The sequence below is a fragment of the Bacillus sp. DB-2 genome, from assembly GCF_003315125.1.
In the GTDB taxonomy this organism is placed as follows: domain Bacteria; phylum Bacillota; class Bacilli; order Bacillales; family Bacillaceae_G; genus Bacillus_A; species Bacillus_A mycoides.
In genome coordinates this window covers 67,003-91,375 of the sequence record NZ_QNRN01000008.1, presented here as the reverse complement: position 1 = coordinate 91,375, position 24,373 = coordinate 67,003, and the positions used below count along the sequence as shown (strand labels likewise).

At 35.9% G+C, this 24,373-nt stretch carries 30 protein-coding genes; 9 read left to right on the top strand and 21 right to left on the bottom strand.

From position 1 onward, the window contains the following. Positions 1-4 precede the first annotated feature (4 nt). The 8 genes from spoVAB to dacF all read right to left on the bottom strand — a co-directional run bounded on the left by spoVAB (position 5) and on the right by dacF (position 5,832). Complete coding sequence (spoVAB, locus tag DET63_RS15255) at positions 5-421, bottom strand: stage V sporulation protein SpoVAB (protein WP_016092269.1); 417 nt, start codon at positions 419-421, stop codon at positions 5-7. Further along, positions 414-1,034 (bottom strand): stage V sporulation protein AA, encoded by a 621-nt coding sequence (locus tag DET63_RS15250; RefSeq protein WP_002067040.1) that lies wholly within the window; start codon positions 1,032-1,034, stop codon positions 414-416. The genes spoVAB and DET63_RS15250 overlap by 8 nt, the downstream gene beginning before the upstream one ends. Before the next feature lie 116 nt (positions 1,035-1,150). Beyond that, positions 1,151-1,249 carry a methionine/alanine import family NSS transporter small subunit gene (locus DET63_RS15245; RefSeq protein ID WP_000016829.1) on the bottom strand — a complete coding sequence of 33 codons (99 nt, stop codon included), beginning with the start codon at positions 1,247-1,249 and terminating at the stop codon, positions 1,151-1,153. Next, positions 1,249-2,775, bottom strand: coding sequence for a sodium-dependent transporter (locus tag DET63_RS15240; protein WP_002014921.1), 1,527 nt, complete (start codon positions 2,773-2,775; stop codon positions 1,249-1,251). Before DET63_RS15240 ends, DET63_RS15245 begins: the two co-directional genes overlap by 1 nt. A gap of 138 nt (positions 2,776-2,913) precedes the next feature. After that, a complete protein-coding gene (gene sigF, locus DET63_RS15235) occupies positions 2,914-3,672 on the bottom strand; it encodes an RNA polymerase sporulation sigma factor SigF (RefSeq protein WP_002088458.1) in 759 nt (252 codons plus the stop codon). 12 nt (positions 3,673-3,684) lie between these two features. Further along, positions 3,685-4,125 carry an anti-sigma F factor gene (gene spoIIAB / locus DET63_RS15230; protein ID WP_001243400.1) on the bottom strand — a complete coding sequence of 147 codons (441 nt, stop codon included), beginning with the start codon at positions 4,123-4,125 and terminating at the stop codon, positions 3,685-3,687. Next, positions 4,126-4,476 (bottom strand): anti-sigma F factor antagonist, encoded by a 351-nt coding sequence (gene spoIIAA, locus DET63_RS15225; RefSeq protein ID WP_113937138.1) that lies wholly within the window; start codon positions 4,474-4,476, stop codon positions 4,126-4,128. It lies immediately after the preceding gene. Between the two features lie 165 nt (positions 4,477-4,641). Then, positions 4,642-5,832 (bottom strand): serine-type D-Ala-D-Ala carboxypeptidase DacF, encoded by a 1,191-nt coding sequence (gene dacF, locus DET63_RS15220; protein ID WP_002088461.1) that lies wholly within the window; start codon positions 5,830-5,832, stop codon positions 4,642-4,644. 166 nt (positions 5,833-5,998) lie between these two features. Between dacF and DET63_RS15215 the strand changes: the two genes are divergently transcribed. Genes DET63_RS15215 through DET63_RS15200 form a run of 4 tightly spaced genes read left to right on the top strand, consistent with a single transcriptional unit; the run spans position 5,999 to position 9,378 of the window. Continuing rightward, complete coding sequence (locus DET63_RS15215) at positions 5,999-6,418, top strand: GntR family transcriptional regulator (protein ID WP_061689300.1); 420 nt, start codon at positions 5,999-6,001, stop codon at positions 6,416-6,418. After that, on the top strand, positions 6,384-7,265 hold the full coding sequence (locus DET63_RS15210; protein WP_113937137.1) for an ABC transporter ATP-binding protein: 882 nt from the start codon (positions 6,384-6,386) through the stop codon (positions 7,263-7,265). The genes DET63_RS15215 and DET63_RS15210 overlap by 35 nt, the downstream gene beginning before the upstream one ends. Continuing rightward, positions 7,255-8,295, top strand: a complete 1,041-nt coding sequence (locus DET63_RS15205; RefSeq protein WP_113937136.1) for an ABC transporter permease — start codon at positions 7,255-7,257, stop codon at positions 8,293-8,295. Before DET63_RS15210 ends, DET63_RS15205 begins: the two co-directional genes overlap by 11 nt. A gap of 12 nt (positions 8,296-8,307) precedes the next feature. Then, complete coding sequence (locus DET63_RS15200; protein ID WP_113937135.1) at positions 8,308-9,378, top strand: ABC transporter permease subunit; 1,071 nt, start codon at positions 8,308-8,310, stop codon at positions 9,376-9,378. A 42-nt stretch (positions 9,379-9,420) separates the two neighbouring features. Here the strand turns inward: DET63_RS15200 and DET63_RS15195 are convergent, their stop codons facing one another. Together DET63_RS15195 and DET63_RS15190 are read right to left on the bottom strand one after the other, a co-directional pair. Continuing rightward, entirely contained in the window at positions 9,421-9,966 is a 546-nt protein-coding gene (locus DET63_RS15195) for a hypothetical protein (RefSeq protein WP_113937134.1), read from the bottom strand. A 100-nt stretch (positions 9,967-10,066) separates the two neighbouring features. Continuing rightward, positions 10,067-10,486, bottom strand: coding sequence for a MarR family winged helix-turn-helix transcriptional regulator (locus tag DET63_RS15190; RefSeq protein WP_113937133.1), 420 nt, complete (start codon positions 10,484-10,486; stop codon positions 10,067-10,069). A 160-nt stretch (positions 10,487-10,646) separates the two neighbouring features. Here DET63_RS15190 and DET63_RS15185 point away from each other — a divergent pair, with 160 nt between their 5' ends. Continuing rightward, entirely contained in the window at positions 10,647-11,318 is a 672-nt protein-coding gene (locus DET63_RS15185) for an SIMPL domain-containing protein (protein WP_002138209.1), read from the top strand. A 134-nt stretch (positions 11,319-11,452) separates the two neighbouring features. Beyond that, positions 11,453-12,742 carry an NCS2 family permease gene (locus DET63_RS15180; protein ID WP_002033892.1) on the top strand — a complete coding sequence of 430 codons (1,290 nt, stop codon included), beginning with the start codon at positions 11,453-11,455 and terminating at the stop codon, positions 12,740-12,742. A 32-nt stretch (positions 12,743-12,774) separates the two neighbouring features. On the opposite strand, the gene corA is transcribed toward DET63_RS15180, so the two are convergent. From corA to spoIIM, 9 genes are all read right to left on the bottom strand, one after another. Next, positions 12,775-13,737, bottom strand: coding sequence for a magnesium/cobalt transporter CorA (gene corA, locus DET63_RS15175; RefSeq protein ID WP_002067031.1), 963 nt, complete (start codon positions 13,735-13,737; stop codon positions 12,775-12,777). A 210-nt stretch (positions 13,738-13,947) separates the two neighbouring features. Next, positions 13,948-15,252 (bottom strand): pyrimidine-nucleoside phosphorylase, encoded by a 1,305-nt coding sequence (locus tag DET63_RS15170; protein ID WP_113937132.1) that lies wholly within the window; start codon positions 15,250-15,252, stop codon positions 13,948-13,950. Between the two features lie 7 nt (positions 15,253-15,259). Continuing rightward, entirely contained in the window at positions 15,260-16,081 is an 822-nt protein-coding gene (locus DET63_RS15165; protein ID WP_001078443.1) for a purine-nucleoside phosphorylase, read from the bottom strand. 12 nt (positions 16,082-16,093) lie between these two features. After that, entirely contained in the window at positions 16,094-17,278 is a 1,185-nt protein-coding gene (gene deoB, locus DET63_RS15160) for a phosphopentomutase (protein WP_113937131.1), read from the bottom strand. Between the two features lie 364 nt (positions 17,279-17,642). Beyond that, entirely contained in the window at positions 17,643-18,383 is a 741-nt protein-coding gene (locus DET63_RS15155) for a FixH family protein (protein ID WP_113937130.1), read from the bottom strand. 146 nt (positions 18,384-18,529) lie between these two features. Then, on the bottom strand, positions 18,530-19,420 hold the full coding sequence (gene xerD / locus DET63_RS15150; RefSeq protein WP_002088471.1) for a site-specific tyrosine recombinase XerD: 891 nt from the start codon (positions 19,418-19,420) through the stop codon (positions 18,530-18,532). A gap of 6 nt (positions 19,421-19,426) precedes the next feature. Then, positions 19,427-19,657: a YqzK family protein gene (locus DET63_RS15145; protein WP_002165108.1), complete on the bottom strand. Its 231-nt coding sequence runs from the start codon at positions 19,655-19,657 to the stop codon at positions 19,427-19,429. Between the two features lie 103 nt (positions 19,658-19,760). Next, positions 19,761-20,216: a ferric iron uptake transcriptional regulator gene (fur, locus tag DET63_RS15140; protein ID WP_000392654.1), complete on the bottom strand. Its 456-nt coding sequence runs from the start codon at positions 20,214-20,216 to the stop codon at positions 19,761-19,763. A gap of 106 nt (positions 20,217-20,322) precedes the next feature. Beyond that, on the bottom strand, positions 20,323-20,970 hold the full coding sequence (gene spoIIM, locus DET63_RS15135) for a stage II sporulation protein M (protein WP_002014939.1): 648 nt from the start codon (positions 20,968-20,970) through the stop codon (positions 20,323-20,325). 126 nt (positions 20,971-21,096) lie between these two features. On the opposite strand from spoIIM, the gene DET63_RS15130 reads away from it, so the two are divergent. Further along, complete coding sequence (locus DET63_RS15130; protein WP_002033881.1) at positions 21,097-21,648, top strand: GNAT family N-acetyltransferase; 552 nt, start codon at positions 21,097-21,099, stop codon at positions 21,646-21,648. Positions 21,649-21,671: 23 nt separating this feature from the next. On the opposite strand, the gene DET63_RS15125 is transcribed toward DET63_RS15130, so the two are convergent. Continuing rightward, complete coding sequence (locus DET63_RS15125; RefSeq protein ID WP_002014941.1) at positions 21,672-22,211, bottom strand: NUDIX domain-containing protein; 540 nt, start codon at positions 22,209-22,211, stop codon at positions 21,672-21,674. Between the two features lie 74 nt (positions 22,212-22,285). Between DET63_RS15125 and mciZ the strand changes: the two genes are divergently transcribed. After that, positions 22,286-22,414, top strand: a complete 129-nt coding sequence (gene mciZ, locus DET63_RS15120) for a Z-ring formation inhibitor MciZ (protein WP_000870295.1) — start codon at positions 22,286-22,288, stop codon at positions 22,412-22,414. Between the two features lie 53 nt (positions 22,415-22,467). Then, positions 22,468-23,382 (top strand): aldo/keto reductase, encoded by a 915-nt coding sequence (locus tag DET63_RS15115; protein ID WP_002192597.1) that lies wholly within the window; start codon positions 22,468-22,470, stop codon positions 23,380-23,382. Between the two features lie 58 nt (positions 23,383-23,440). Here DET63_RS15115 and DET63_RS15110 read toward each other — a convergent pair whose 3' ends face one another. After that, entirely contained in the window at positions 23,441-24,268 is an 828-nt protein-coding gene (locus tag DET63_RS15110) for an aldo/keto reductase (protein ID WP_113937129.1), read from the bottom strand. Between the last annotated feature and the right edge of the window lie 105 nt (positions 24,269-24,373).

Sequence of the window (24,373 nt, the reverse complement as noted above, 5' to 3'; positions counted from 1 at the left end):
CCTCCTACTTTACGAAATAAATCCAGTGAAACAACGAGCCTATTACTTTCCCAAGTACAAGAGCAACGAGTAAAACAATAATTTTCTCCTCTACCCTTACTCGTTTCGCTAAAATAGGTAAAACGTTTAACACTTCCGTTAACGCCGCAGCGAGCATTCCAATGAATGTGCCACAAAATATCCCTAATATAACAAGCCAATATTGTGACGTTTGAAATGTAATATTTTTCAAACTACACCAAGCCCCTGTTAAAGTACCTGCAATGACCGCCCACTCAAAGTATTGAATATGCTTTCCACTTCTCGTTAATTGAGCTAAACGAGGGATTATACCAAGTACAGCTAAAAACGCGACATATCCGCTACCTACTGCAATCCCTCCAGCTAAGCCAATTAATACAACAAATGCACACTCAATCATCAGCAATCTGTTTCATATTATCCTTGTTTTCATGAACAATTACATATTGATCAAGCGACTGCTGATATTGAAACATCTCAACTTCTAACGGGCTCGGCTCTTCATTAATTCTCTTTTGAAATACATGATTAAAAAATAAGACCATACCTAATCCAAGACCTAATGAATAAGGAATTTGAAATAAAAGTGGTTGCGCCTTAAATTCTCCAGTAATCATGTAATATAACCGTTGGTGTACTTGTTGCATACTTACATCTTCATGGAAATAAATGATTGCAAGGGCCGCTCCAATGAAAAGTAACAACCATACAAGTCCGAAGAAAACCGGATGCACTTTCTTTTTTTCGTATATAATTTCAACAAGAGTTTGTCCAGAACCAAGTAAATTAATTTGTATGTGAGCCGCTTTTTGTTGAATAATCTCAATCACTTTCATAACATCAATTACAACATGTGTTTTATCATGCGCTGTTATTTTGTAGACTATTTCATTTTGTAACAACTCAACTACAAAAGAATCTCCGGCAAGTTGAGCAACATCGCTCAGCTTTACTTCATACGTAGGAGACACTTTTAAGCGATTGCGCATTTTAATATAAATCGTTTGTTCCAATTTTCATTCACCCCTTCACTCTTCCTCGTAGTTGTAGTATGGTTATTGGAATTTTTTCTAATACAATTTTTTCATAAAAAAAACATCTGTACCATTTCGGTACAGATGTTTTTAGCTTATGCCTTTTTCTTAAATAAATTTGCAATACTTAATGCAAGTCCTCCCCAAATGACTACCATACCTATAACCATCATCATAATCGCTGATCCACTCATCATGAAACACCTCGGTCCTTCCATTCTTTTTCAAGCTGGACAGAGTCTGAATGTATTTGTGCATTCCATTTCTTCAGACTAATGACTAGTGCAACTATAAGAAACGCTGCCGCTATCGACCAACCATACGTTACAACAAACTCTGTTGGATAACCTCCGTAGTTCTTTTTAATGTTTTGGATTGTACCATCAATTAACATATACCCTAACATAAGTGGAGTAATAACGAGTAAACTCACTCTCCAAAACGTTCCTAACTTTATATCAGATACAAAGTTTGCATGATTTTGATAAACTGGTAAACGGCGCAAGATTAGTCCTATTGTAACTACTTCAACGAGTGCAATTGTAATCAATCCAAAATTGTTAGCGAAGTAATCAACAACATCTAGGAACATAAGTCCACCACGTGTTGCAAAAACAAGAGAAACTAATACTAATAGCGTTCCCATAATTCCAATCGTCTTTTGACGACTCAAACTGAATTTTTCAGATACAGCGGCAAAGCATACTTCTGCAAGTGAAATGAGTGATGTAATTCCAGCAACAGTTAGAGATAAGAAGAATAATACACCAAATAACGGCGACATCGGTAACTCATTAATAATTTGCGGGAATACTACAAATGCAAGTCCTACACCAGCACTAGCTACTTTATCAACCGGTACCCCCATGTTATTCGCCATAAATCCAAGAGCTGCAAAGACACCAATACCTGCCAATAATTCAAATCCTGAATTTGCAAATCCTGTAATAAAAGCATTATTTGTTGTATCTGAGTTTTTCGGTAAATAACTAGAATACGTAATCATAATTCCGAATGCTAAAGATAAACTAAAGAAAATTTGACCGTAAGCAGCAAGCCATACTTTCCCATCAAAAATACGACTCCAATCTGGTTTAAAGAATGCATCTAGCCCCTGCATCGCACCTTCCATCGTCACTGCACGAACAACGATAATAAGGAACATAACAACTAGTAAAGGAATAAAAATGCGGTTAACAACTTCGATTCCTTTTTTAACTCCTTTAAACGCAACACCAAGCACAATAATCCAAACGAGAGCTAACGGAATTAATACTTCTGGTACGAGCCCCCCGAATTGTCCTGGCTTATCTGCAACATGTAAATATTCTTTAAATAAAAATGATTGCGTGTCTTTCCCCCATGCTCCAGTAATTGCAAAGTACGTATACGAAATAGACCAAGCAATGATTACAGCGTAATATGTTGAAACAATAAATGTCACACACATTTGCCACCATCCAATAAATTCAGCACGTCGATGAATACGGAAGAATGTAAGTGGCGCCGAACCACGATGACGATGCCCAAGAGCAAACTCGAAAGCTAACAATGAAATACCAGTCGTTAATAATGCAAATAAGTACGGTAAAAAGAATGCGCCTCCCCCGTTTTCATACGCTGTATAAGGAAAACGCCATATATTCCCTAGTCCAACAGCGGAACCGATTGCTGCAAAAATAAATCCAGCCCTAGTTCCCCATTGTTGCCTCGTTTCCATGTTTCCTTCCCCCTTTGTGACAAGTTCATATTTGGATTATAGTTTAAATTAACTAAATTATCAATAAATTCTGTGAATTTTTTATCGATAGTTGGAATCTTCTCCTTTTCGTGACAATAAAAAAAATCGAATAGATAGCTATTCATCTATTCGATCTTTCATCTGCTTTAATATTTTCTTTTCAAGTCTTGAAACTTGTACTTGCGAAATGCCTATGCGCTCCGCTACTTCTGATTGGGTTTGGTCTTTATAATAGCGCAAATACACAATTAGCCTTTCTCGTTCATCCAATTCTCTAATTGCTTCTTTTAAAGCAATTTTATCAAACCATTTCGTTTCCGATTGATCTGCAATTTGATCTAAAATAGTAATTGGATCTCCATCGTTTTCATACACAGTTTCATGTATCGACGAAGGAGGACGACTCGCTTCTTGCGCCAGAACAACTTCTTCCGGCGTTAGTTCAAGAGCCTGTGCTACCTCATTAATCGTTGGAGCCCTTCCAAATTCTTTCGAAAGCTCGTCTCTCATCTTTCGGACTTTGTTTCCTGTTTCTTTTAAAGATCTACTTACTTTCACTGATCCATCGTCACGTAAAAATCGTTGTATTTCACCGATAATCATTGGAACTGCATATGTTGAAAATTTCACGTCGAAAGATAAATCAAATTTATCTACCGATTTTAAGAGTCCAATACATCCAATTTGAAATAAATCGTCTGGTTCGTATCCTCGATTAAGAAATCGCTGTACAACCGACCATACGAGACGCATATTACTTTGAACGATTGTATCTCTCGCTTGTTGATCTCCATCTTGACTTTTTTGAATTAACGCTTTTAGCTCGTGGTCCTTTAACTGAGGTTTCTTCTTCTCATTTCTGACCTCTATGTCCATTGGCTATTCTCCTTAATTGCATAGAGCGTTACTATTTGATAAGTATTTTGTCAAATGGATTGTTGTCCCGAAAGATTCGTTTGAAATAACTTCTACTTCATCCATAAAATTTTCCATGATAGTAAATCCCATTCCGGAACGCTCTAATTCAGGTTTAGTTGTAAAAAGGGGTTGTCTTGCTTCATCTAAGTTAAAGATACCAATCCCTTCATCTCGAATCGTGAGTTTCACCATCGCTTCTTCCAAAATCACTGAAATATAAACAACACCTTCTGCATTTCCTTCATACCCATGAATAATTGCATTTGTAACCGCTTCTGACACAACTGTTTTAATCTCTGTTAGTTCTTCCATCGTCGGGTCTAATTGCGCAATAAAAGCAGCTACCGTAACACGAGCGAATGATTCATTCTGACTTAACGCTGAAAATTGAAGGTTCATTTCATTTCTCATCTACGCCACCCCCAACGTCGCGAGCGCACGCGCTTCACTTTCTTCTAAACGAACAATTTTGAATAGACCTGACATTTCAAATAAACGTTTAACGGGCGGTGAAATTGCACAGACAACCATCTCTCCACCTAATCCCTTTACATGTTTATATCGGCCTAATATAACGCCTAAACCAGAACTATCCATAAATGTTAAGTTCTCTAGGCTCAAAACAATATGATGAACACCATGTGTCTCAATCATATCTGTGACTTTCGTTCGCAACTCTTCAGCAGTATGATGATCTAACTCGCCCTCTAGCCTCACACATAAGACGTCACGTTTTACTTCTAAATGCATGGAAAGACTCACACGATTTCCTCCTTATGCTCAAACTTTACTCATTAACATAAGATTTTCGTGATATAAAATCAGAATCCTTCCTACTGACAAAAGAAGAACTATTTCGTCATAAAGTGAAACCTTTCAGCAATTATTTCAGTAAATACGAACAGAAAAACATCAAAATTCCCGCCGCTATTTTGATGTTGAAAACATCCCAAAACTTCTTTTAAATAACTCCCACCAGCTCGCTGCCTCAACATCTTCTTTCGCTACAATTGTTTGTTTTAATAAAACATCTTTATCTCTTTTAATAACAAGTGTGCCAAGTGCATCACCTTTTTTAATTGGTGCCTTCACTTTCTTTTCAGCAATCACTTCTTGTTTAACTTTGTCCATATTTTCGCCCTTCTTCATAAGAAGAGACACATTGTCTGACGCAACTAAATCTACTTTTTCTTCCTTACCTTTTCCTACTTGTACAGTCTTAATTTTCTCACCACGTGTATATAATTTCTTTGTCATGTATTGTCCAAATGCATAATCAAGAAGCTTCGTTACTTGATTGTTCCGTTCTTTTGATGTAGGTGCTCCCATTACAACTGAAATAACACGCATACCATTTTTCTCAGCCGATGCCGTTAAACAATATTTCGCTTCTGTCGTAAAGCCTGTTTTCACCCCATCTACTCCAGGATAAAAACGTACTAGCTTATTCGTATTAACAAGCCAAAACTTCTTATCCGTATTTTCACGTAAATAGTCTTCATATTTACCTGTGTATTTTCGAATAAGTGGATACTTCATCAACTCTTTCGCCATAATAGCCATATCATTCGCTGTAGAATAATGATCTTTAGCCGGGAGACCTGTCGGATTTTGAAAATGTGTATTTTTCAATCCTAGATCTTTCGCTTTTTTGTTCATCATATTTACGAAACCTTCTTCTGAACCAGCGATATGCTCAGCTACTGCAACAGATGCATCATTTCCAGATGCAATTGCAATGCCCTTTAACATTTCATTTACAGTCATCTCTTCCCCAGGTTCTAGAAAAATTTGTGATCCGCCCATTGAAGCTGCGTGTTCACTCGCTCTAACTTTATCGTTTAGTTTTAGTTTTCCTTTTTCAACTTGTTCCATAATTAATAGCATTGTCATAATCTTTGTCATACTAGCAGGTGGTAACTTTTCATTCGGATTTTTATCAAACAAAACTTTACCTGTATCTTGTTCAATTACGATCGCTGACGACGCTTGTTCCGCTAACTTCGGCGTGGTTTCTTCTGTTTTTTCCTGCTTCGTTTTCTCAGATTGTGCGAAACTAACTGAAGTACCAGAAAGCAATAACATGAAACAAACAAGTATTCCAAAAACTCGCTTCATGACTAACCCTCCATTCTATATCAAACTTATTTTTTCCAATTTATACATTTTTAATACCATATTTTTCTATTATTTTCAGTTGACAAATAAGTTCATTGCCTATATTGTATTAAGTGTATTACACGTAGTAGTACACTTAATACTCATCAGGAAGGAGACATTGCTCTTGCATATTCAACTTGATCCAAGAAGCAACACTCCGATATGGGAACAAATTGTTCAAAATATAAAAGAGCTCGTACTAAAAAATATGTTAGCTCCAAGTGATAAGCTTCCTTCTGTACGCGAGCTTGCTTCTTTGCTCGTTATAAATCCAAATACAGTAAGTAAAGCTTATCAAGAATTAGAGCGACAAGGGATTATTGAAACATTACGAGGAAAAGGAACATTTGTAGCCCAATCGATTACCCCAACATTAGACGAAAGGAAAATCACTATGGTTGAAAAGCAATTTCATCAATTATTACTAGAAGCCTCTTATCTTGGGATTACGAAAGATAAAATTCACGATTGGATAGATTCATACTATAAAGAGATTGGAGGAAATACAGATGTTGAAAGTGACAAACTTGAAGAAAACAATTGATAACCAAACGATTTTAGACGATGTTTCTTTCACATTACAAAAAGGTAGTATCGTCGGATTACTCGGAAGAAATGGCGCAGGGAAAACAACTTTATTACGAACGATGGTCGGCATTTTAGACCCCGATGAAGGAACTGTTACATATGATAATACAGATGTTCATATGCATCCTGAAATTAAACAAAAAGTTGTATACGTTCCAGATTCTACTAACATACTGAACGGATATACAGTGAAGGAAATCGTAAAGTTTTATAAAGCGGTTTATACAGCATTTGATGAACAATATTTTTATGAAATATTAGAACGTTTTAATTTACCAAACAAACGCATTCGTAGTTACTCAAAAGGAATGAAAGCACTGCTTGCGATCATTTTAGCTTTCGCTGTAAAAGCAGAATATGTCATTTTAGATGAACCGACAAACGGACTTGATCCTATCGTTAAAAGACAGATTCTACAATTTCTCGTTGAAGAAGTAGCAGAAAAAGAAATTACAATTTTCATCTCCACTCACCATTTAGATGAAGTTGAAAAAATTGCCGATACAATCATTATTTTAAAAGGACATACAGTAGATTCTATTACATCACTAGATGATGCAAAATCACAATTTGCTAAAGTCCAAGTTGCTTACGAACGATCACTACCTCAAAAACTAGAAAACTTAAGCAATATTAAAATATTAAACCAAACAGGAAAAGTATATACGATTTTAATCGAAGGAAATGTTGCTACAACGCTTGAAAAGTTTTATAAAGAGCAACCAATACTCATTGAAGAATTAACAATGTCACTTGAAGATGTCTTCGTTACGACACTTGAGGAGGATGGGTATGTTTCATAAGGCGTTGTGGATGTGGAATTGGAAGCGCGGGAAATATGCTGTACTAATAATGTTTTTAATATCTATGTATGTTTTCCCTTATAAATACTATAAGGCATCCCAAACCCAGATGGATTTTTTCTATAAATATAACCCAACAGGAGAGTTTTATTACGACTATTACTTCTCAGATTACAATTCCATCATTATTCTCTCTATCATTGCACTAGCTTGCTTAATGATTGGATGGGAACGTAGCAATTTGAAGTTGAGTGATTCTTTAATGGTAATGCCTTTTAAACGTAGCACCATCTTTTTTTCAAAATGGTTATTTGGCATTATTCACATTGTTACATGTCTTTTACTATGCTGGGCTCTAATGTACCTTGTATATAGAACGACAATTCACTTTGAATTTCAATCATTCAACTTTTTCCATAGATATTTTTTCTATGCAATAATTACTTATATCGCTCTCTATACTACAGCTTTGTGTATCGGAACTTTTACAGGAAGTATCATTTCTCAAGGTACCTTCTGTGTTCTATATTTAATTAAAGGGTTTGGAATTTTTTCTTTGCTCTTCTCTTTTTATAATGCACATTTAAATATGGATACAGAACATTCTTCAAATAAATATGAAGCAATCTATCATTTAAACCAGCAAACCGAAATTCTTGCTCCCATAAAAAATTTTCATATTCGATATAATTACGATATGAGGAACCAACCAACTAAAAAGGAAGGACCTGTATTCTATGACTATAGTTCTCCTAAAATATTACTAGTACCCATTCTATATACAATATGTTTCTTATTACTGGGGGTTATTTTATATAAGCATTCACCTAATGAAAATAATAAGAAAGTATTTTCATTTCAAAAGAAACAAAAACTATGGATTGTCGGGACAACTTTCTATTTTGCTTTAATCGGTGGGAGCATGTTACACTATTTTGATTTGATATTTAGCTATTATTTTGGGCTAATTTTATTTGGAACCCTCAGCTATTTTGCACTATCACGCCTTACAAATTATAAAGTTTTATAAAGGAGAGATCCTATGTTTCAAAAAGCATTATGGTTACAAAGCTATAAACAGGGAAAATATTTCATTTGGCTTTTTTGGATTACTAGCTTCTATACACTATCTTATAAATATTATTTAGATGCTGCAAAATCCTTTCATTTTTCACAAACTATCACGAAAAAAGTTAATTATCATTATCAATATTTCCTTAGTCCTGAAGACCATTTATTTATACAGGGAATTGTAATTATTGCATTAGCATGTGTTCAAATTGGTTGGGAGCGCCATAACCAAACCATGGATGCTTTATGGTCAATGCCTTTTAAACGAAGATATATATATCTTACAAAATGGTTATTAGGGGTATTCAATATTATTGCTGTCTATGCAATAAATTGGGGACTTTTCGCAATTTTAAAAAAGACGACCTTTCATAATAAATACCAGTTATTCTCACCATTTCATTCTTATTTTCTTTATACAGTCATTGTATTAATTGCTATTTATACTTTGACATTATTTATGGGAACAATAACTGCTAATATACTTTCTCAAAGTATATTCACTGGTATTATGCTTATTTTACCATACGGATTGGCCTTACTTTTGGCTGGTTTTGTTTCAGTTCACTTGTACGAAACTCATGAGAAAACTTATAAAATTGAAAATCAATACGTATCAATTTCATCACATATAAGTATACTTTCACCTATTGAGGACTTAGAGATTAGATTTGATTACGATCCACAATCAGCTTATACAGATAAAAACGGAAAACGCATAAACGAACCTAATTTTTCGAAAATACCTTCTGCTTGGAAATTATTAACTCCAATTGTGTATATACTTATCTTATTACCTTTAGGTACCTATTTATATACACAATCGCCTAATGAACAAAACGGTAAGTTGCTTTTATTCTCAAAGCTCTACAAGCCTTTTATAGCATGTACTGCATCTTGTTTCGCCCTATTTGGAGGTCGCATAATAGGAGGTATACAATCCATTATTGGGTATTATATTGGGTTCGTTGTAATTGGTCTAATTTGCTATATCGTGTTATCACGCTTATTAAAGAAAAAGATTTCTTGGGGATTAAAATAACAAAATGTAATTTTTTAATAAATAACCTCCTTCAAAAGGAGGTTATTTCACATTCTCTCTCCTATCTCCATACCCCCTCTCTTCTTTCATCCCAAACCCATCACCATTTTGTACAATTTGCTCTGTCGGTGCGACTACACTTTCAGCAATTTTCCATTCCCCGCGCTCTTTCACAAATACTTGCAGAAAATAGTTCATACCATTTAATTGATACGCATTTTCTTTTTTTACATTATAGTGCACCGCAATGTAGTGCACTTGAATATTTTCTTTCCCTGCTTTTGATACGTATTGCGATAATCTTGGAATGTACATTGATGCTTTCTTAAATGGTAATTGCTTCGCTTTAACGAGCGATGAACTTGTTACATTACGCAAAGTGTCCTGATTACGAACATTATCGCTATGATGAAATAATACTGCGTTTTGCATAGAACGAACCCATAATTTCGAATACAGGACAGTATTATCGTTTTCAATGTACTTCACTTCTTTTTGCACCACTTGGATAGGGGTATCAGCGTACATGAATGTATGAAAGCAGAAAAAACTTCCAAGTAAAATGGTAAGTGCAGCAATATATTTCATAATCTTTCCTCCGATCTGTTTAATTAAAGTATCGGAGTTTCAAAATATTTTTATTCAAAAGAAAAAGGATAGGAAAGCTCTCGCTTCCTATCCTCATTTATTATAATACGCGGCCAAATAGTTCTAAAACCATTTCTATCTCTTGGTCGCTCCAACCTTTAAATTTCTCTTTATAATATTCTTTACGCACAGCTTCAAGCTTTTCAGTTACTTCTCGTCCGTTTTCAGTAATTTCTAAGTATACGATACGACGGTCCGAATTTGAACGTTTTCTTTCAACAAACCCTTTTCGCACGAGACGATCTGTTACAGCTGTAATATGACTGGAGGTTACGTTTACTTCACTCGCAATTTGCGAAGCCATCTGTGGACTGTTTAAAAATAACGCACGTAATACAGAGAATTCATTATATGGCATATGCTCTGAAAAACGTGTATTAATATCATTTTGTAATAAACGTATCATCTTTCGAAATGATGCAGATAAATCTAAAATCAGTGTTTCTCTATTTTCGTTCACTAGCCTCGTCCCTTTTTTATCATATTTACACATATTATAATCTATAAATACCTATATTGTATATGCTTTCTTCCCTTAACATTCTCATTTATGTAACTTTTTTCATAAGATTTTCTTTTTTGTTCACACATATACATATAAAAAAGGATGGTGAGCATAAATGCAAAGTGGAATGAATCCGTATTTACATAATATCCGTACGACAAATACTGGTAAAGAAGCTACTATTACTGTACAAGGAGAAGGCATTATAAAGGCAAAACCAAATGTTGTCATATTAACACTGGGCATTCGAACAGATAGTAAAAATGTAAAACAGGCGCAAGAAGAAAATGCAGTGCAATCGAAACAATTGCTTGATGCACTCAAACAGCTAGGTATTGCCGATAAAGATATAGAAACCATTTCTTATACCATTACTCCTCAATACGAATATGTAAATGATAAAGCATTACTACAAGGCTACCGTGTGGAGCATTTGTATGAAATTACCGTTTTAAATGTGCAAAAAGCAGGGGAAGTATATGATATAGCCGTTACAAATGGTGCAAACGTAGCAAAAGGCTTACGTTTTCGAATATCTCATCCAAATAAATATTATGAGCAAGCTCTCATTCAAGCTCTGCAACAAGCAGTAGACAAAGCTCGTACAATTGCGAGTACCTACAATTTAAATATTAATCCTGTTCCCCTCTCACTCGTTGAAGAATCTGCCCAATTACCACGGGAGATCGCATCATATGCTACTTTGCATGCGCAAGCAGCTCCGCCCATTCAATCAGGAGAACTAGAAATCATTTCATCTATCCGGGCAATTTTTACGTATTTATAAATAAACTCATTTATAAGTAACCGTTATCATTTTCGTTGTTGTAAAAACATGATGTTCTGATATAATAAAGGACGGTGAGCTCTTACATAAGAGATATCACGGGTGGGAGAGGGATATGAAAAAGAAGGTTTAACATGAAAGGAATACTTGAAAGAACATTTAAATTAGACTTACACCAAACATCACCAAAACAAGAAGTTTTAGCTGGAGTCACGTCATTTTTCACAATCGTTTATATTATGATTGTAAATGCGTCAATCTTATCAGATGCCGGCATTCCTCTTGAAGCTGGAATTTTAGCAACTGTTTTCAGTTCATTTGTCGGATGTCTACTTATGGCATTTTGGGCAAATGCACCTGCTATTCTTGTCCCTGGTATGGGTGTAAATGCATTCTTCACGTACACTGCTGTGCATACGCTCGGTTTAACTTGGCAAGAAGCATTGGCAGCTGTTTTTATCGCCGGTATTATTTTTGCAATTGCTGCTTTTACACCGATTGCTCGCGTGCTTTCGGTATCTATTCCAAAGTCATTAAAGGAAGCGATCACTGTCGGTATCGGGTTGTTTTTAGCTTTCATCGGCTTGCAAAAAGGTGGTTTAGTCGTTTCGCATCCTAATACTGCTGTTGCAATGGGAAAATTAAGTAGTCCTGTCGTTCTTGCCACACTACTTACTCTTATTGTCGCACTTGTACTATTTGCGCGTAACGTACGTGGAAGCTTTTTATGGACGATTGCAATTGGAACTGGTATTGCATGGCTGTTTGGTCTTGTTGATACGAGTCAAATGGGAAATAGTTCGTTTTCATTCGCTAATTATGGCGATGTGTTTGGAGCTATGTCATTTGGGAAACTTTCTTCCTTGCCATTTTGGATTGCAACATTCTCCTTAAGCATGGTGCTTATTTTTGAGAACATGGGACTTTTACATGGTTTATTAGAAGATGATCGTAAATTCCCACGTGCTTACCAAGCAAATGCAATTTCAGCAATGACATGTGGTCTATTTGGCACAAGCCCTACCGTTTCAACAGTAGAGAGTGCCGCAGGTATTACTGCAGGCGGAAAGACAGGTCTGACGTCTATCGTTACAGGGTTGTTATTCTTCGCATCACTGTTTGCGCTTCCGTTTGTCAAAATAATTCCTGACAGTGCCATTGCACCAATCTTAATTATTATTGGCGGGCTGATGATTACAAGCATTCAACAAATTCCTCTGAACGACTTTTCAGAAGGATTTCCAGCGTTTTTAATTATCGTTATGATCCCGCTCACATATAGTATCGCTGATGGCATTGCGTTCGGATTTATTGCTTATCCTATCTTGAAAGTTGCACTTGGAAAGCGTAAAGAGGTCGCACCGTCCATGTATATTATTACATGCTTATTCTTAGCCATGTTCGTATTACACGCTATTGGCTAAGAAAAAACACCGAGGAAATCCTCGGTGTTTTTTTACTTAAACCAACCTTTTTTATAAAACCAAGCCATCATTCCGCCGCCAATTAACGCCATTAAAATTAAGCAAATAAAATAACTATACTTCCCGCCAAGCTCTGGCATATGTGCGAAGTTCATGCCGTATACCCCTGCAATAAATGTTAACGGCATGAAAATAGTTGAGAAAACAGTTAATGTTTTCATAATATTGTTCATATGGTGGGAATTCAACGAAAAGTAACTATCTCGAATATCTGCTGTTAATTCACGGCTCGCTTCAATCATCTCTGTCAGTTTAAGCAAATGATCATGTATATCTTTAAAATAAATTTCATGATCGCTTATACCGTAAAAACGTGTTGAATTTAATATACGATACAATAAATCACGCATCGGAATAATCGTACGCCTTAACTTAGATAAATCTGCACGAATATCAAATACTTCTTCTAGCACACTTCCTGCTGTCTCACCCGTTAAATTATCATCAATTGCATTTAAATGGTCTTCGATGTAATAAACAGGTGCGAAATAATCATCTACAATTTGGTCAATAATTGTATGTGCTACATGCAAAGGGCTCTTCTTAATACGTTTCTTTTCACCGAGCGTTTTCCATACTCTTTCAATCGCATTGTTATGAGAGAAATGGAAAGAGACTATATATCGATCACTAATAAATAAATCGATTTCATGCGGTTCTAATCCGTCTTCTCCGAATGCATGAAGAACTAAAAAGTTATATCCATCATAAAAATCTACCTTTGGTCTCTGTACATACTCTACACAATCTTCAATTGCAAGGGGATGGAACTTGAAGTGATCTTGTAAAATATATGTATACTCCTCTTTCGTTGGCTTATATAAATCAAGCCAATACCATATGATGTTCTCTTTTTTCGTTTCTTCTAGCGAAACATCATATAAAACTTCATTTTTTTTCGTTATTGCACAAATTCTAATCATAATTTCACCCATTACTATTATAAACAAAAAATAGTAAAAAAAGCCAAGGAGAAATCTCCTCAGCTTTTTTTTATCCCGCTATTTGCGGGCAGTAAGACCCCTACCTCAAAATTCAGCGAAAGCAAAGAAGTTAGGTCTAGGTCGGGCTGCCCGTAAATGCCCGATTGGTGAAGGCTAATAATCAGTGGGGATAAAGCCCCCACTGATTAAAGTTTCACTTTATTACTTCGTTACAATACCGTGTACTAAAGTTGGTGCATCTACGTGATCTTTAGCGATTTTCATGTTCTCATAAATTTTCGCTTTTACGTCTTCAACATTTTCGCGGTTTGCGTAAATTGTAACAAGAGAGTCACCTTTTTTCACGCTATCGCCTACTTTTTTGCGAAGCATTAGACCAACTGCTAAATCAATTTCAGACTCTTTCGTTGCACGCCCTGCTCCTAAAAGCATTGCTGCTGTTCCGATTTCATCTGCAACGATTTCCGATACGTAACCGTCTTCTTTCGCTTCCACTTCAATTTTAAATTGTGCCTGTGGCAATTTAGAAGGATCATCAACAACAGATGCATCGCCGCCTTGTGCTGATAAGAACGTTTTAAATGATTCTAGCGCTTTACCATTGTTCATTACTTCAATTAACTTTTCACGTGCACCTTCTAAAGATGAAGCTTGTCCAGCAAGGTACACCATCTGACTTCCAAGTGTTAAACATAACTCTTCTAAATCTTTCGGTCCCTTACCTTGTAATGTATCAATTGCTTCTTGTACTTCTAATGCATTACCAATTGCTTCACCAAGCGGCTGACTCATATCAGAAATAACCGCCATCGTATTACGACCAACGTTATTACCGATGCGTACCATTGCTTCTGCTAAACGCTTTGCATCTTCATCCGTTTTCATAAACGCGCCTGCTCCAGTTTTTACATCAAGAACAATTGCATCTGCACCAGCAGCAATTTTCTTACTCATAATTGAGCTAGCGATAAGAGGAATTGAATTTACTGTTGCAGTTACATCACGAAGCGCATATAACTTTTTATCAGCAGGTGTTAAGTTTCCACTTTGACCAATAACAGCGATTTTATTTTCATTTACAAGACGCATGAATTCATCATTTTCAATTTCCACATGGAATCCTGGTACTGCTTCTAATTTATCAATTGTACCACCCGTATGTCCTAGACCTCGTCCAGACATTTTCGCAACTGGTACACCTAAAGCAGCTACTAATGGACCTAATACAAGTGTCGTTGTATCACCAACTCCACCCGTTGAATGCTTATCTACTTTTACACCTTCAATGGCTGATAAGTCAATTGTATCACCGCTATTTACCATTGCCATCGTTAAATCTGCACGTTCTTGATCATTCATATCTTGGAAGAAAATTGCCATTGCAAGTGAACTCATTTGATAATCTGGAATACTACCATTTGTGTATCCTTCAACGATAAAGTTAATTTCTTCTGTCGTTAATGCATGTCCATCACGTTTTTTTGCAATTAGGTCCACCATTCTCATTGTGAAGTCACCCCTTCATTTGTTTTACAATTGCTTTTACTAATGCTAAGAAATTAGCTTTAACACGTTCTGTCGTTTCAATTACTTCATCGTGGTGAAGTGGTTGATCTAAAATACCAGCTGCCATATTTGAAATACAAGAAATACCTAGTACTTTCATACCTGCATGACGAGCTACAATTACTTCTGGTACTGTTGACATACCAACTGCATCTCCGCCAAGTGTACGAAGCATACGAATTTCAGCAGGTGTCTCATATACAGGACCTGTCATTCCAACATATACACCTTCTTGTACTTTAATATTTAAATCTGCTGCAACTTGTTTCGCCATTTCGCGAAGTTCTGGCGTATATGATGTAGACATATCAGGGAAACGTACACCCATTTCAGAATCATTTGGTCCGATTAATGGGTTCGTACCCATGAAGTTAATATGGTCTGAAATTAACATAAGATCGCCTGGTTCAAATGATGTATTTACACCACCAGCTGCGTTCGTTACAACAACTGTTTCTACACCTAGTTCTTTCATAACACGAACTGGGAATGTTACTTTTTGCATATCGTATCCTTCGTAGAAATGGAAACGTCCTTGCATTGCTACTACTGTTACACCTTGAAGTGTACCGAATACAAGTTGACCTGCATGTCCTTCTACAGTTGAAACCGGGAATTCAGGGATTTCACTGTATGGTACTGTTACTGCGTTCTCGATTTCATCTGCTAATACACCTAGTCCAGATCCAAGGATTAGTCCTACTTGTGGTGTCTCTTGAAATTTCTCTTTTAAGTATGAAGCTGATTTTGTAATTAGTTCACGATTCATCTGTTTATCCCCCTATTTCTTTAGCTCATTTAAGAAGCTTGTTCCATGTTCTGGCATTTTAACATTAAAGTTTTCTGCTACAGTTGCACCAATATCAGCAAATGTTTGACGAAGTGATAACTCTTGTCCGCCTTCTTTCATGCTTGGGCTATATGCTAATAACGGTACATATTCACGTGTATGATCAGTACCAGGATGTACTGGATCATTACCATGGTCTGCTGTAATTAATAATAGATCATCTTCTTTTAGTTTTTCGAATACTTCTGGAAGACGTGCGTCATATTCTTGCAATGCTTCTCCGTACCCTTGTGGGTCACGACGATGACCAAATAAGGCATCAAAGTCAACTAAGTTTAAGAAGCTAATACCTGTAAAGTCCATATTTAATGTATCTACAAGCTTGTCCATTCCATCCATATTTGATTTCGTACGAAGTGATTCAGTTACACCTTCTCCATCATAAATGTCAGCAATTTTACCAATAGCAATTACATCATAATCGCCATCTTTAAGTTCATTCATTACTGTGCGACCAAATGGTTTTAACGCATAGTCATGACGATTTGGTGTACGTGTGAAGTTTCCTGGCTCTCCAACGAACGGACGAGCAATAACACGCCCTACCATGTACTTCTCATCTAATGTTAATTCACGTGCGATTTTACAAATTTTATATAGCTCTTCAAGTGGTACTACTTCTTCATGAGCTGCGATCTGTAATACACTATCAGCAGAAGTGTAAACAATTAAAGAACCTGTTTCCATTTGTTCTTGACCAAGCTCAACAAGTACCTCTGTTCCAGAAGCTGGTTTATTACCGATAATTTTACGACCTGTCTTTTCTTCTAATTCATCAAGTAATTCTTTCGGGAATCCTTCAGGAAACACTTGGAATGGTGTATCAATGTAAAGGCCCATGATTTCCCAGTGACCTGTCATTGTATCTTTACCTGTAGATTTCTCTTGCATTTTTGTATAATATCCAAGCGGTTTCTCTACTTTAGAGATTCCTTTCATTTCACGAATATTACCAAGGCCTAATTTCACCATGTTTGGCATGTGTAATCCATTCATATGTTCAGCGATATGACCAATTGTATCAGAACCTAAATCACCAAACTGCTCAGCATCTGGTGCTTCACCGATTCCCACGGAGTCCATTACGACTAGGAAAATACGTTTATATTTATTCATAACTGCAACCTCCTATATGTTCAGTTCTACTTCTTGTAGTATGTTCAAAACGCTATAAAGTGAAACTGTTATCAATGGGAATTATCTTTCGTCCTCATTATTAAACAGTACTGCTTTAAATCATTCTCTAACTTTTTCGTTTTACTTTCAAACGAATAAAAAACATTTCTAGGTTTTTCCAAGTCAGATGTCAGACATCTGATATTGATATCATACCATGTTTACGCTTTCTTTTTAATACATTTTCGTAGAATTTCTCATTTTCTTTACCATTCTATTGTAATCCATTCTGCAAAGAAGTGCTAATCATTTTATAACATATTTCCTAATATAAAAATAAAAAGCAGCTCTAAAGAGCTACTTTTTATTTTACTTCTACTGTTTCTTCTTTATGTTCATGTAGTTCACCTTTTCTTACATGAACTTTCACTTTATAAGCACCATTCTCTTTGAAAGTATGTTTACTTTCATACTCCCCTTTATTCCCTTCTTTCGCCGGAATAAATTCGTGTTTTTCAACGCCGTCTTTCCAAATCTCAAGTTGTACTTCAGCACCAGTTAACGCTTCTTCTTTTTGTTTTAAATGGACTTTCATTGTTGATTCAGCATTTGCTTTTATGTCACCGGCCATAAGATGAATCATTGTGTCACTTTTATGATCACCGTGTCCTGCACTATGATCACCACTTTCTTTTTTCGCATCTTCTACTTTCGCATTCCCTACAGCAATTTTGTGTTCTGGCATAACGTGTATATCACGTGCATTTGTATGAGGAATAATATGATATACTCCATCAGTTTCAAATGTTTTCTCTACTGCATAAACACCTTTTCCTTTATGCTTACCATCTAACATCTCGTGTTTCTCGTCGCCATCTTTCCAAATCTCAAACTTTACGTCATCAGCATCCGTTACTCTTTCTTTTCCTTGTGTAACAAGTGCTTGTACCTCTGTTTTTTCACCAGGTTTAATTTCTTTCGGATTCGTTTGAACCGCTACGTCTATACCTTCAAGTTTCTGTCCTTTTTTCGGTTCTTCTTTGTTTGTATTACAGCCAGCCAATGCTAGCATCGCGATAAATAATGTAATAATAAGTTTTTTCATCTTCATTTCCTCCTTCATACTTTCCTTAGTATAGAGGAAATACATTGTAATATTCTAGTCTTCTGCTGAAAACAATGTACGAAATGTTTGTGAAGTTTCTGTGAAATGGTTCACTCTTCTTAATCTATGAAAAAAGAGCATAGTGACTATGCTCTCGGGTGAAACTGTTTATATACATCTTTTAATCTAGTTTTTGAAACGTGCGTATAAATTTGTGTCGTCGAAATATCTGCATGTCCAAGCATTTCCTGTACAGCACGTAAGTCTGCCCCATTTTCTAATAGATGCGTAGCAAAAGAGTGACGCAACGTATGCGGTGTAAGCTCTTTTGCAATATTCGCTTCTTTCGCTAGCCGTTTTAAAATTTTCCAAAATCCCTGTCTCGATAATCGATTACCATGATGGTTTAAAAAGAGCGCATCTACTGCTTTTTTACCCATCAATTCTCTTCTTCCTTTTTCAATATACTTTTGAATCGCTTCTGTCGCTAAGCTTCCTAGTGGAATAATTCTTTCTTTGTTCCCTTTCCCGATACAGCGAACAAATCCCATCGTTAAGTGCACATCTTCTAAATTTAATGCAATTAATTCTGAAACACGAAGTCCTGTTGCATACAACAACTCTAACATTGCCTTATCACGAATCCCAAAAGCACTTGCCGTTTTCGGTGTTTGAAGCAATGCTTCCACTTCGTCGATTGATAATACTTTTGGTAATTTCCGTTCCCCTTGTGGCGTTTCAATATGTACCGATGGGTCATGCTCCACTGCTCGTTCACGAAGTAAAAATTGATGAAACGAACGAATCGATGCAATATGACGCGCCAATGTTTTTGAAGATTTCCCGTTTTCTTTTAAATACTGCAAAAAGTTAACAATATGCAAGCGTGTCACTTCATGAAACGTCTTCGTTTGTTCTACATTTTGCAAATACTTCACATAGCTTTTTAAATCGCGTTCATAAGATACAACTGTATTTTTCGCTAAACCTTTTTCAACAATCATATAATGAATAAAATCTTTTAATTGATCTTCCAATCTACACTACTCCCCATTTTCATAGAAAAACATCATTCTATTTACGAAAGCATCCTTTTCCGGCTCCTCATTCCCTGATACTTTTTCTACAGTCTCTTCTTTTGGCTTTTCATAACGATGGTAACTTTCATATTCTTGATTTATCCATAGTATAGCGAAATAAAACAAAATCGTACAACTTGTAAATAATAAAAATACTTTCATCCCATCAAAAGTTAATTTTAAAGCTCGGCGCATTGTAAATTCCTCCAAAATATAAGTTATTACAACATATGCCAAGCTTTCACCAATTTATACCTTATTCAAATAAAAAACCTCTTCCTAGTTAAATAGGAAAAGGTTATTTTTCATCCGTTTCATTTTCTTGACAATTTTTACAAATCCCATGGAATGTTAAACGATGATCTTTCACCTTAAAGCTCCAGTCTCGTTCCACTTTATTCTCCACTTCACCAAGTAAATCTTCTTGTATTTCTTGTACAGCACCGCATTGTGTACAGATTAAATGATGATGGAAACGCTGTGCACCTTCTTGGCGTAAGTCATAACGCGAAACACCGTCTCCAAAGTTAATTTTATCGACAACTTTCAACTCAGACAATAACTCTAAAGTTCGATAAACGGTTGCTAATCCGATCTCTGGCGACTTTTCTTTTACAAGGAGGTATACATCTTCTGCGCTTAAATGATCTTCTTCATTTTCTAGCAGCACACGAACTGTTGCTTCACGTTGTGGTGTCAATTTATAGCTCGCTGCATGTAATTGCTTCTTAATTCGTTCAATTCTTTCTTCCATTCGGTACTACTCCCTCCTCGCCACTCTTACACCATTATATCAGAAGAAGGGCTCCTGTCAAAAGAAAAACAATAAAAACAAATTGATAATTATTCTCAAAAAACATTTATTGTTTGTTAATAGCCTCCACAACTTCTTTCATTAAAACTGGTGATGCATACACTTCGACACTGGAAGCAATAGCTAATACCGCTCCAATCACGAGAAAAAAGCATGTATAGCGAATTAATAACGGTAATAGTGGCTCAGTTATTTTCCGAATAAATTGATGCCTAATCATGCGTAAGGAAAAGCTTGCAGCAATTGTTGTCATTACGAGAAATACAGGAATTATAATTAAATTTTGTGGCAATACAGATACAAATGCTAATAATAGTCCATTCCATCCGTGCTGACTTACTAAAAAACCTACTGTAAATCCAACAACTACCCCTTTTAAAAATAGTAAGATAAAAATGAGCGGCAACCCAATAATTGAAATCCCCAAAATCCAAATAAAGCCGATATATTTTAATTGCGAAAAGTAACTTTCTCGAAACATTTCGCCTGCGACAGCAAATTCTCCTTTAGAAACTTGTCCAAAAAAACGCTGTAAATAAAATGATAAATCTTGCTTTTGGTTTATTTGTAAACTATTCACAAGAATCGCTCCAAATATTACTCCCATCAGTAATAAAACTGCATTAAATATATATAGTGAAGAATTTTCCTGTATGTGAGACATTACACGGTCTTGCCACGTTTTTCGCCACATTTTCCTTCCCTCCGTTCACACTCTTACTAAAAATGTATGAAAGAAAGAAAAAAAGTATGACGAATTAGCATTGAAATTCCGCTCTACTTTGCTAAACTAAAAAGTAGAGAATAGGAGGGATTTCTCTTGAAACCATTATTATTAGATTTTCCAACATTATTTCAAACTGAGCGCTTGCAAGTACGTAAGCCGTTTCCAGGTGATGGAACAGAAGTATATGAAGCAATCCAAGCTTCGCTAGAAGACTTATTACCATGGATGCCAATTACAGCTGAAACAGAAGAACGTGCTGAAGAAATTGTTCGCGAAGCTCACGGACAGTTTTTACTTCGTGAAACACTTGATTTCCACTTATACGATAAAGTATCTGGTACATTCATCGGAGCTATTACGCTCAAGCCTGAAAACTGGGATATTCCAAAGTTTTCACTTCACTTTTGGCTACATAGCGCTTATACAAAGCATGGCTATATGACAGAAGCCATTAAAGGTGCGATTCAATTTGCATTTGATAAACTAGGTGCTAGAAGAATTGAAATTCGTACTGATGCAACAAATATAAACGCATGTAACTTAGCAGAACGTCTAGAATTTATTTTAGAAGGTACAATGGAAAATGATTTCCTAGCACCCGATGGCAGCTTACGCGATGCACGTGTATATGCAAAAATCAACTAAAAACACTCGCCTTAGGCGAGTGTTTATTTTTGTAATTGTAAATATTGTACTGCAAACATCGTCTTAGCATCATGTATGCGAAGGTCTTTCATAAGATCAATCGCTTCTTCTAATGACACTTCCATTAATTCCACAAATTCATCTTCATCTAAAGCTGCTTTATTTTCTTTTTGTTTTAATCCTGTCGCTTTATATACATATAAAATCTCATCTGCAAAACCAGGTGATGTATAGAAAGATGTAATAAGCTCCATATTTTCACATACATATCCTGTTTCTTCTTCTAATTCACGAACTGCTGTCACCTCTGGCTTTTCCCCAGGTTCTAACTTCCCAGCAGGAATTTCCACAATTGCCTTTTCGAGAGCTTTACGATACTGCTCAACGAGTACAATTTTCCCCTCATCAGTAATAGCAATAATAGCAACTGCCCCAGGGTGATTTACGATTTCACGTTTACTCATTTCTCCATTTGGTAATACTACATCATCAACACGAACTTTTATAACTCTACCATCAAAAATCGGTTCAGTTTTTACTGTTCTTTCTGCAAGATTACTCATACTACTTCATCTCCCTGTTCTATTTCCTAATCGTTCTTCATACATTTTACCACATTGAAAGGAGCGTGATAGAAATGAAAGTTTACATTTTACCAAATCGCGTCACTTTAGTCGGCAAAGCATGGCAAATTCGTCATAAGCTAAAACAATATGGAAAAGAGTATACAACTGTACAAGAGTGGATTACAGCAAATAAAAAGTAAACGTTTGTCAACCTCCTTCCCCTTTCGTACAATAAAGGTAAGGAGGTTGACCTATGAAAAAACGTCAATTAGGAAACTCAGATTTATATGTTACGGAAATTGGATTTGGCTGTATGTCTCTCGGTGCATCTGAGGCTGAAGCTATGCGTATTATCGATGAGGCAATCGATTTAGGAATTAATTTTTTTGATACAGCGGACTTATACGATTATGGATTAAATGAAGAATTTGTTGGAAAAGCTCTGAAAGGAAAACGCGACCAAATTGTTCTTACAACAAAGGTTGGAAATCGATGGACAGAAGAAAAAAACGGTTGGTCTTGGGATCCTTCTAAAGCTTATATAAAGACCGAAGTAAAAGAGAGTTTACGTAGACTTCAAACAGATTATATTGATTTATATCAACTGCATGGCGGGACGATTGAAGATCCTATAGATGAAACAGTTGAAGCCTTTGAAGAATTAAAAAAAGAAGGGATTATTCGTCATTATGGTATCTCTTCTATACGTCCAAATGTCATTCGTGAGTATGCAAAACGATCAAATATCGTTAGCATATTAATGGAATACAGCCTTTTAAATCGTCGCCCTGAAGAATGGTTCCCGCTTCTTAATGAACAGCAAATTAGCGTTATTGCTCGCGGACCACTTGCAAAAGGGATTTTAACTAACAATAATGCAAGAAAGATAGAAAGAGTAAAAGAAAAAGATTACCTCTCTTATTCTTACGATGAGTTATATTCGACACTCGCGAGTGTAAAAGAAATAATCGGGGAAAGCTCTTTAACAGGAACAGCTATTCAATATTGCTTACATAACGAAACTGTTGCAGCTGTTATACCTGGTGCAAGCTCTATTCAACAATTGCAAGAAAATATACAAGCTAGCCAACAGTTATCTTTAACAAAAGAAGAATATGTACAACTTCAAAAGATTGTTAAGTATGATTCATATGCTTTGCATCGCTAAAATATTGATACCGATAAAAGCAAAAGACTGCCCCCCAACACTAGGCGGCAGTCTTTTTTTATAACGTATCATATTTATCAGGATTCGTTCCTACATGTAAATTACGATTTAACGTATTAATTTGATCCATCTCTTCTTCAGTTAATGAGAAATCAAAAATAGTAAAGTTCTCTTTAATACGAGATGGCGTAACAGATTTAGGAATAGTCACAATCCCACTTTGAATATCCCACCTTAATATAACTTGTGCAGGTGACTTTTCATATTTTTTAGAAATATCCTGAATAATTGGATGCTGGAATACTTCGCCGCCTCTCATTAAAGGACTCCACGCTTCCATCTGAATTTGCTCACCTTGACAGAAATCACGCAATTCAAATTGCGCTAACATCGGATGAAGTTCAACTTGGTTTACCATCGGCTTCACTTTACAATTTGGTAATAACAGTTCTAAATGATGTTTATGAAAATTAGAAACACCAATCGCGCGCACTTTACCTTCTTCATATAGCTTTTCTAAAGCACGGTACGTATCAACATACTTCCCTCTTATCGGCCAATGGATTAAATATAAATCTACATACTCCATTTGTAATTTCTTTAAACTTTTTTCAAACGCCTCGAGCGTCTCCTCGTACCCTTGATCGTCGTTCCAAACTTTTGTTGTAATAAATATGTCTTCTCTCGGGATTCCAGATTCACGAACCGCTTCTCCGACACCGCTTTCATTTTCATATACAGTTGCTGTATCAATCGAACGGTATCCAACTTCTAACGCTGTTTTTACTGCTTGTTTAACTTCGTCGCCTTCTTTCGCTTTATAAACGCCTAGACCAATCATCGGCATTTTCACGCCATTATGAAGTGTAGTTGTTGGAATATGCACAGTCGTTCTCCCTTTCAATGTTACATTTTTTATAAACCACCACTTTATTTCAACAAGATTTATTCAAAATGTCAAAACATACGTACAGTTTACATAATAATTTTA

Bases quoted from the DNA above. Each gene is read 5' to 3' on its own strand.
- spoVAB (WP_016092269.1), bottom strand. From the start codon at position 421: ATGATTGAGTGTGCATTTGTTGTATTAATTGGCTTAGCTGGAGGGATT.
- DET63_RS15245 (WP_000016829.1), bottom strand. From the start codon at position 1,249: ATGAGTGGATCAGCGATTATGATGATGGTTATAGGTATGGTAGTCATT.
- DET63_RS15240 (WP_002014921.1), bottom strand. From the start codon at position 2,775: ATGGAAACGAGGCAACAATGGGGAACTAGGGCTGGATTTATTTTTGCA.
- sigF (WP_002088458.1), bottom strand. From the start codon at position 3,672: ATGGACATAGAGGTCAGAAATGAGAAGAAGAAACCTCAGTTAAAGGAC.
- spoIIAB (WP_001243400.1), bottom strand. From the start codon at position 4,125: ATGAGAAATGAAATGAACCTTCAATTTTCAGCGTTAAGTCAGAATGAA.
- dacF (WP_002088461.1), bottom strand. From the start codon at position 5,832: ATGAAGCGAGTTTTTGGAATACTTGTTTGTTTCATGTTATTGCTTTCT.
- DET63_RS15210 (WP_113937137.1), top strand. From the start codon at position 6,384: ATGTTGAAAGTGACAAACTTGAAGAAAACAATTGATAACCAAACGATT.
- DET63_RS15205 (WP_113937136.1), top strand. From the start codon at position 7,255: ATGTTTCATAAGGCGTTGTGGATGTGGAATTGGAAGCGCGGGAAATAT.
- DET63_RS15200 (WP_113937135.1), top strand. From the start codon at position 8,308: ATGTTTCAAAAAGCATTATGGTTACAAAGCTATAAACAGGGAAAATAT.
- DET63_RS15195 (WP_113937134.1), bottom strand. From the start codon at position 9,966: ATGAAATATATTGCTGCACTTACCATTTTACTTGGAAGTTTTTTCTGC.
- DET63_RS15185 (WP_002138209.1), top strand. From the start codon at position 10,647: ATGCAAAGTGGAATGAATCCGTATTTACATAATATCCGTACGACAAAT.
- DET63_RS15180 (WP_002033892.1), top strand. From the start codon at position 11,453: ATGAAAGGAATACTTGAAAGAACATTTAAATTAGACTTACACCAAACA.
- corA (WP_002067031.1), bottom strand. From the start codon at position 13,737: ATGGGTGAAATTATGATTAGAATTTGTGCAATAACGAAAAAAAATGAA.
- DET63_RS15170 (WP_113937132.1), bottom strand. From the start codon at position 15,252: ATGAGAATGGTGGACCTAATTGCAAAAAAACGTGATGGACATGCATTA.
- DET63_RS15165 (WP_001078443.1), bottom strand. From the start codon at position 16,081: ATGAATCGTGAACTAATTACAAAATCAGCTTCATACTTAAAAGAGAAA.
- deoB (WP_113937131.1), bottom strand. From the start codon at position 17,278: ATGAATAAATATAAACGTATTTTCCTAGTCGTAATGGACTCCGTGGGA.
- DET63_RS15155 (WP_113937130.1), bottom strand. From the start codon at position 18,383: ATGAAAAAACTTATTATTACATTATTTATCGCGATGCTAGCATTGGCT.
- DET63_RS15145 (WP_002165108.1), bottom strand. From the start codon at position 19,657: ATGCGCCGAGCTTTAAAATTAACTTTTGATGGGATGAAAGTATTTTTA.
- fur (WP_000392654.1), bottom strand. From the start codon at position 20,216: ATGGAAGAAAGAATTGAACGAATTAAGAAGCAATTACATGCAGCGAGC.
- spoIIM (WP_002014939.1), bottom strand. From the start codon at position 20,970: ATGTGGCGAAAAACGTGGCAAGACCGTGTAATGTCTCACATACAGGAA.
- DET63_RS15125 (WP_002014941.1), bottom strand. From the start codon at position 22,211: ATGAGTAATCTTGCAGAAAGAACAGTAAAAACTGAACCGATTTTTGAT.
- mciZ (WP_000870295.1), top strand. From the start codon at position 22,286: ATGAAAGTTTACATTTTACCAAATCGCGTCACTTTAGTCGGCAAAGCA.
- DET63_RS15115 (WP_002192597.1), top strand. From the start codon at position 22,468: ATGAAAAAACGTCAATTAGGAAACTCAGATTTATATGTTACGGAAATT.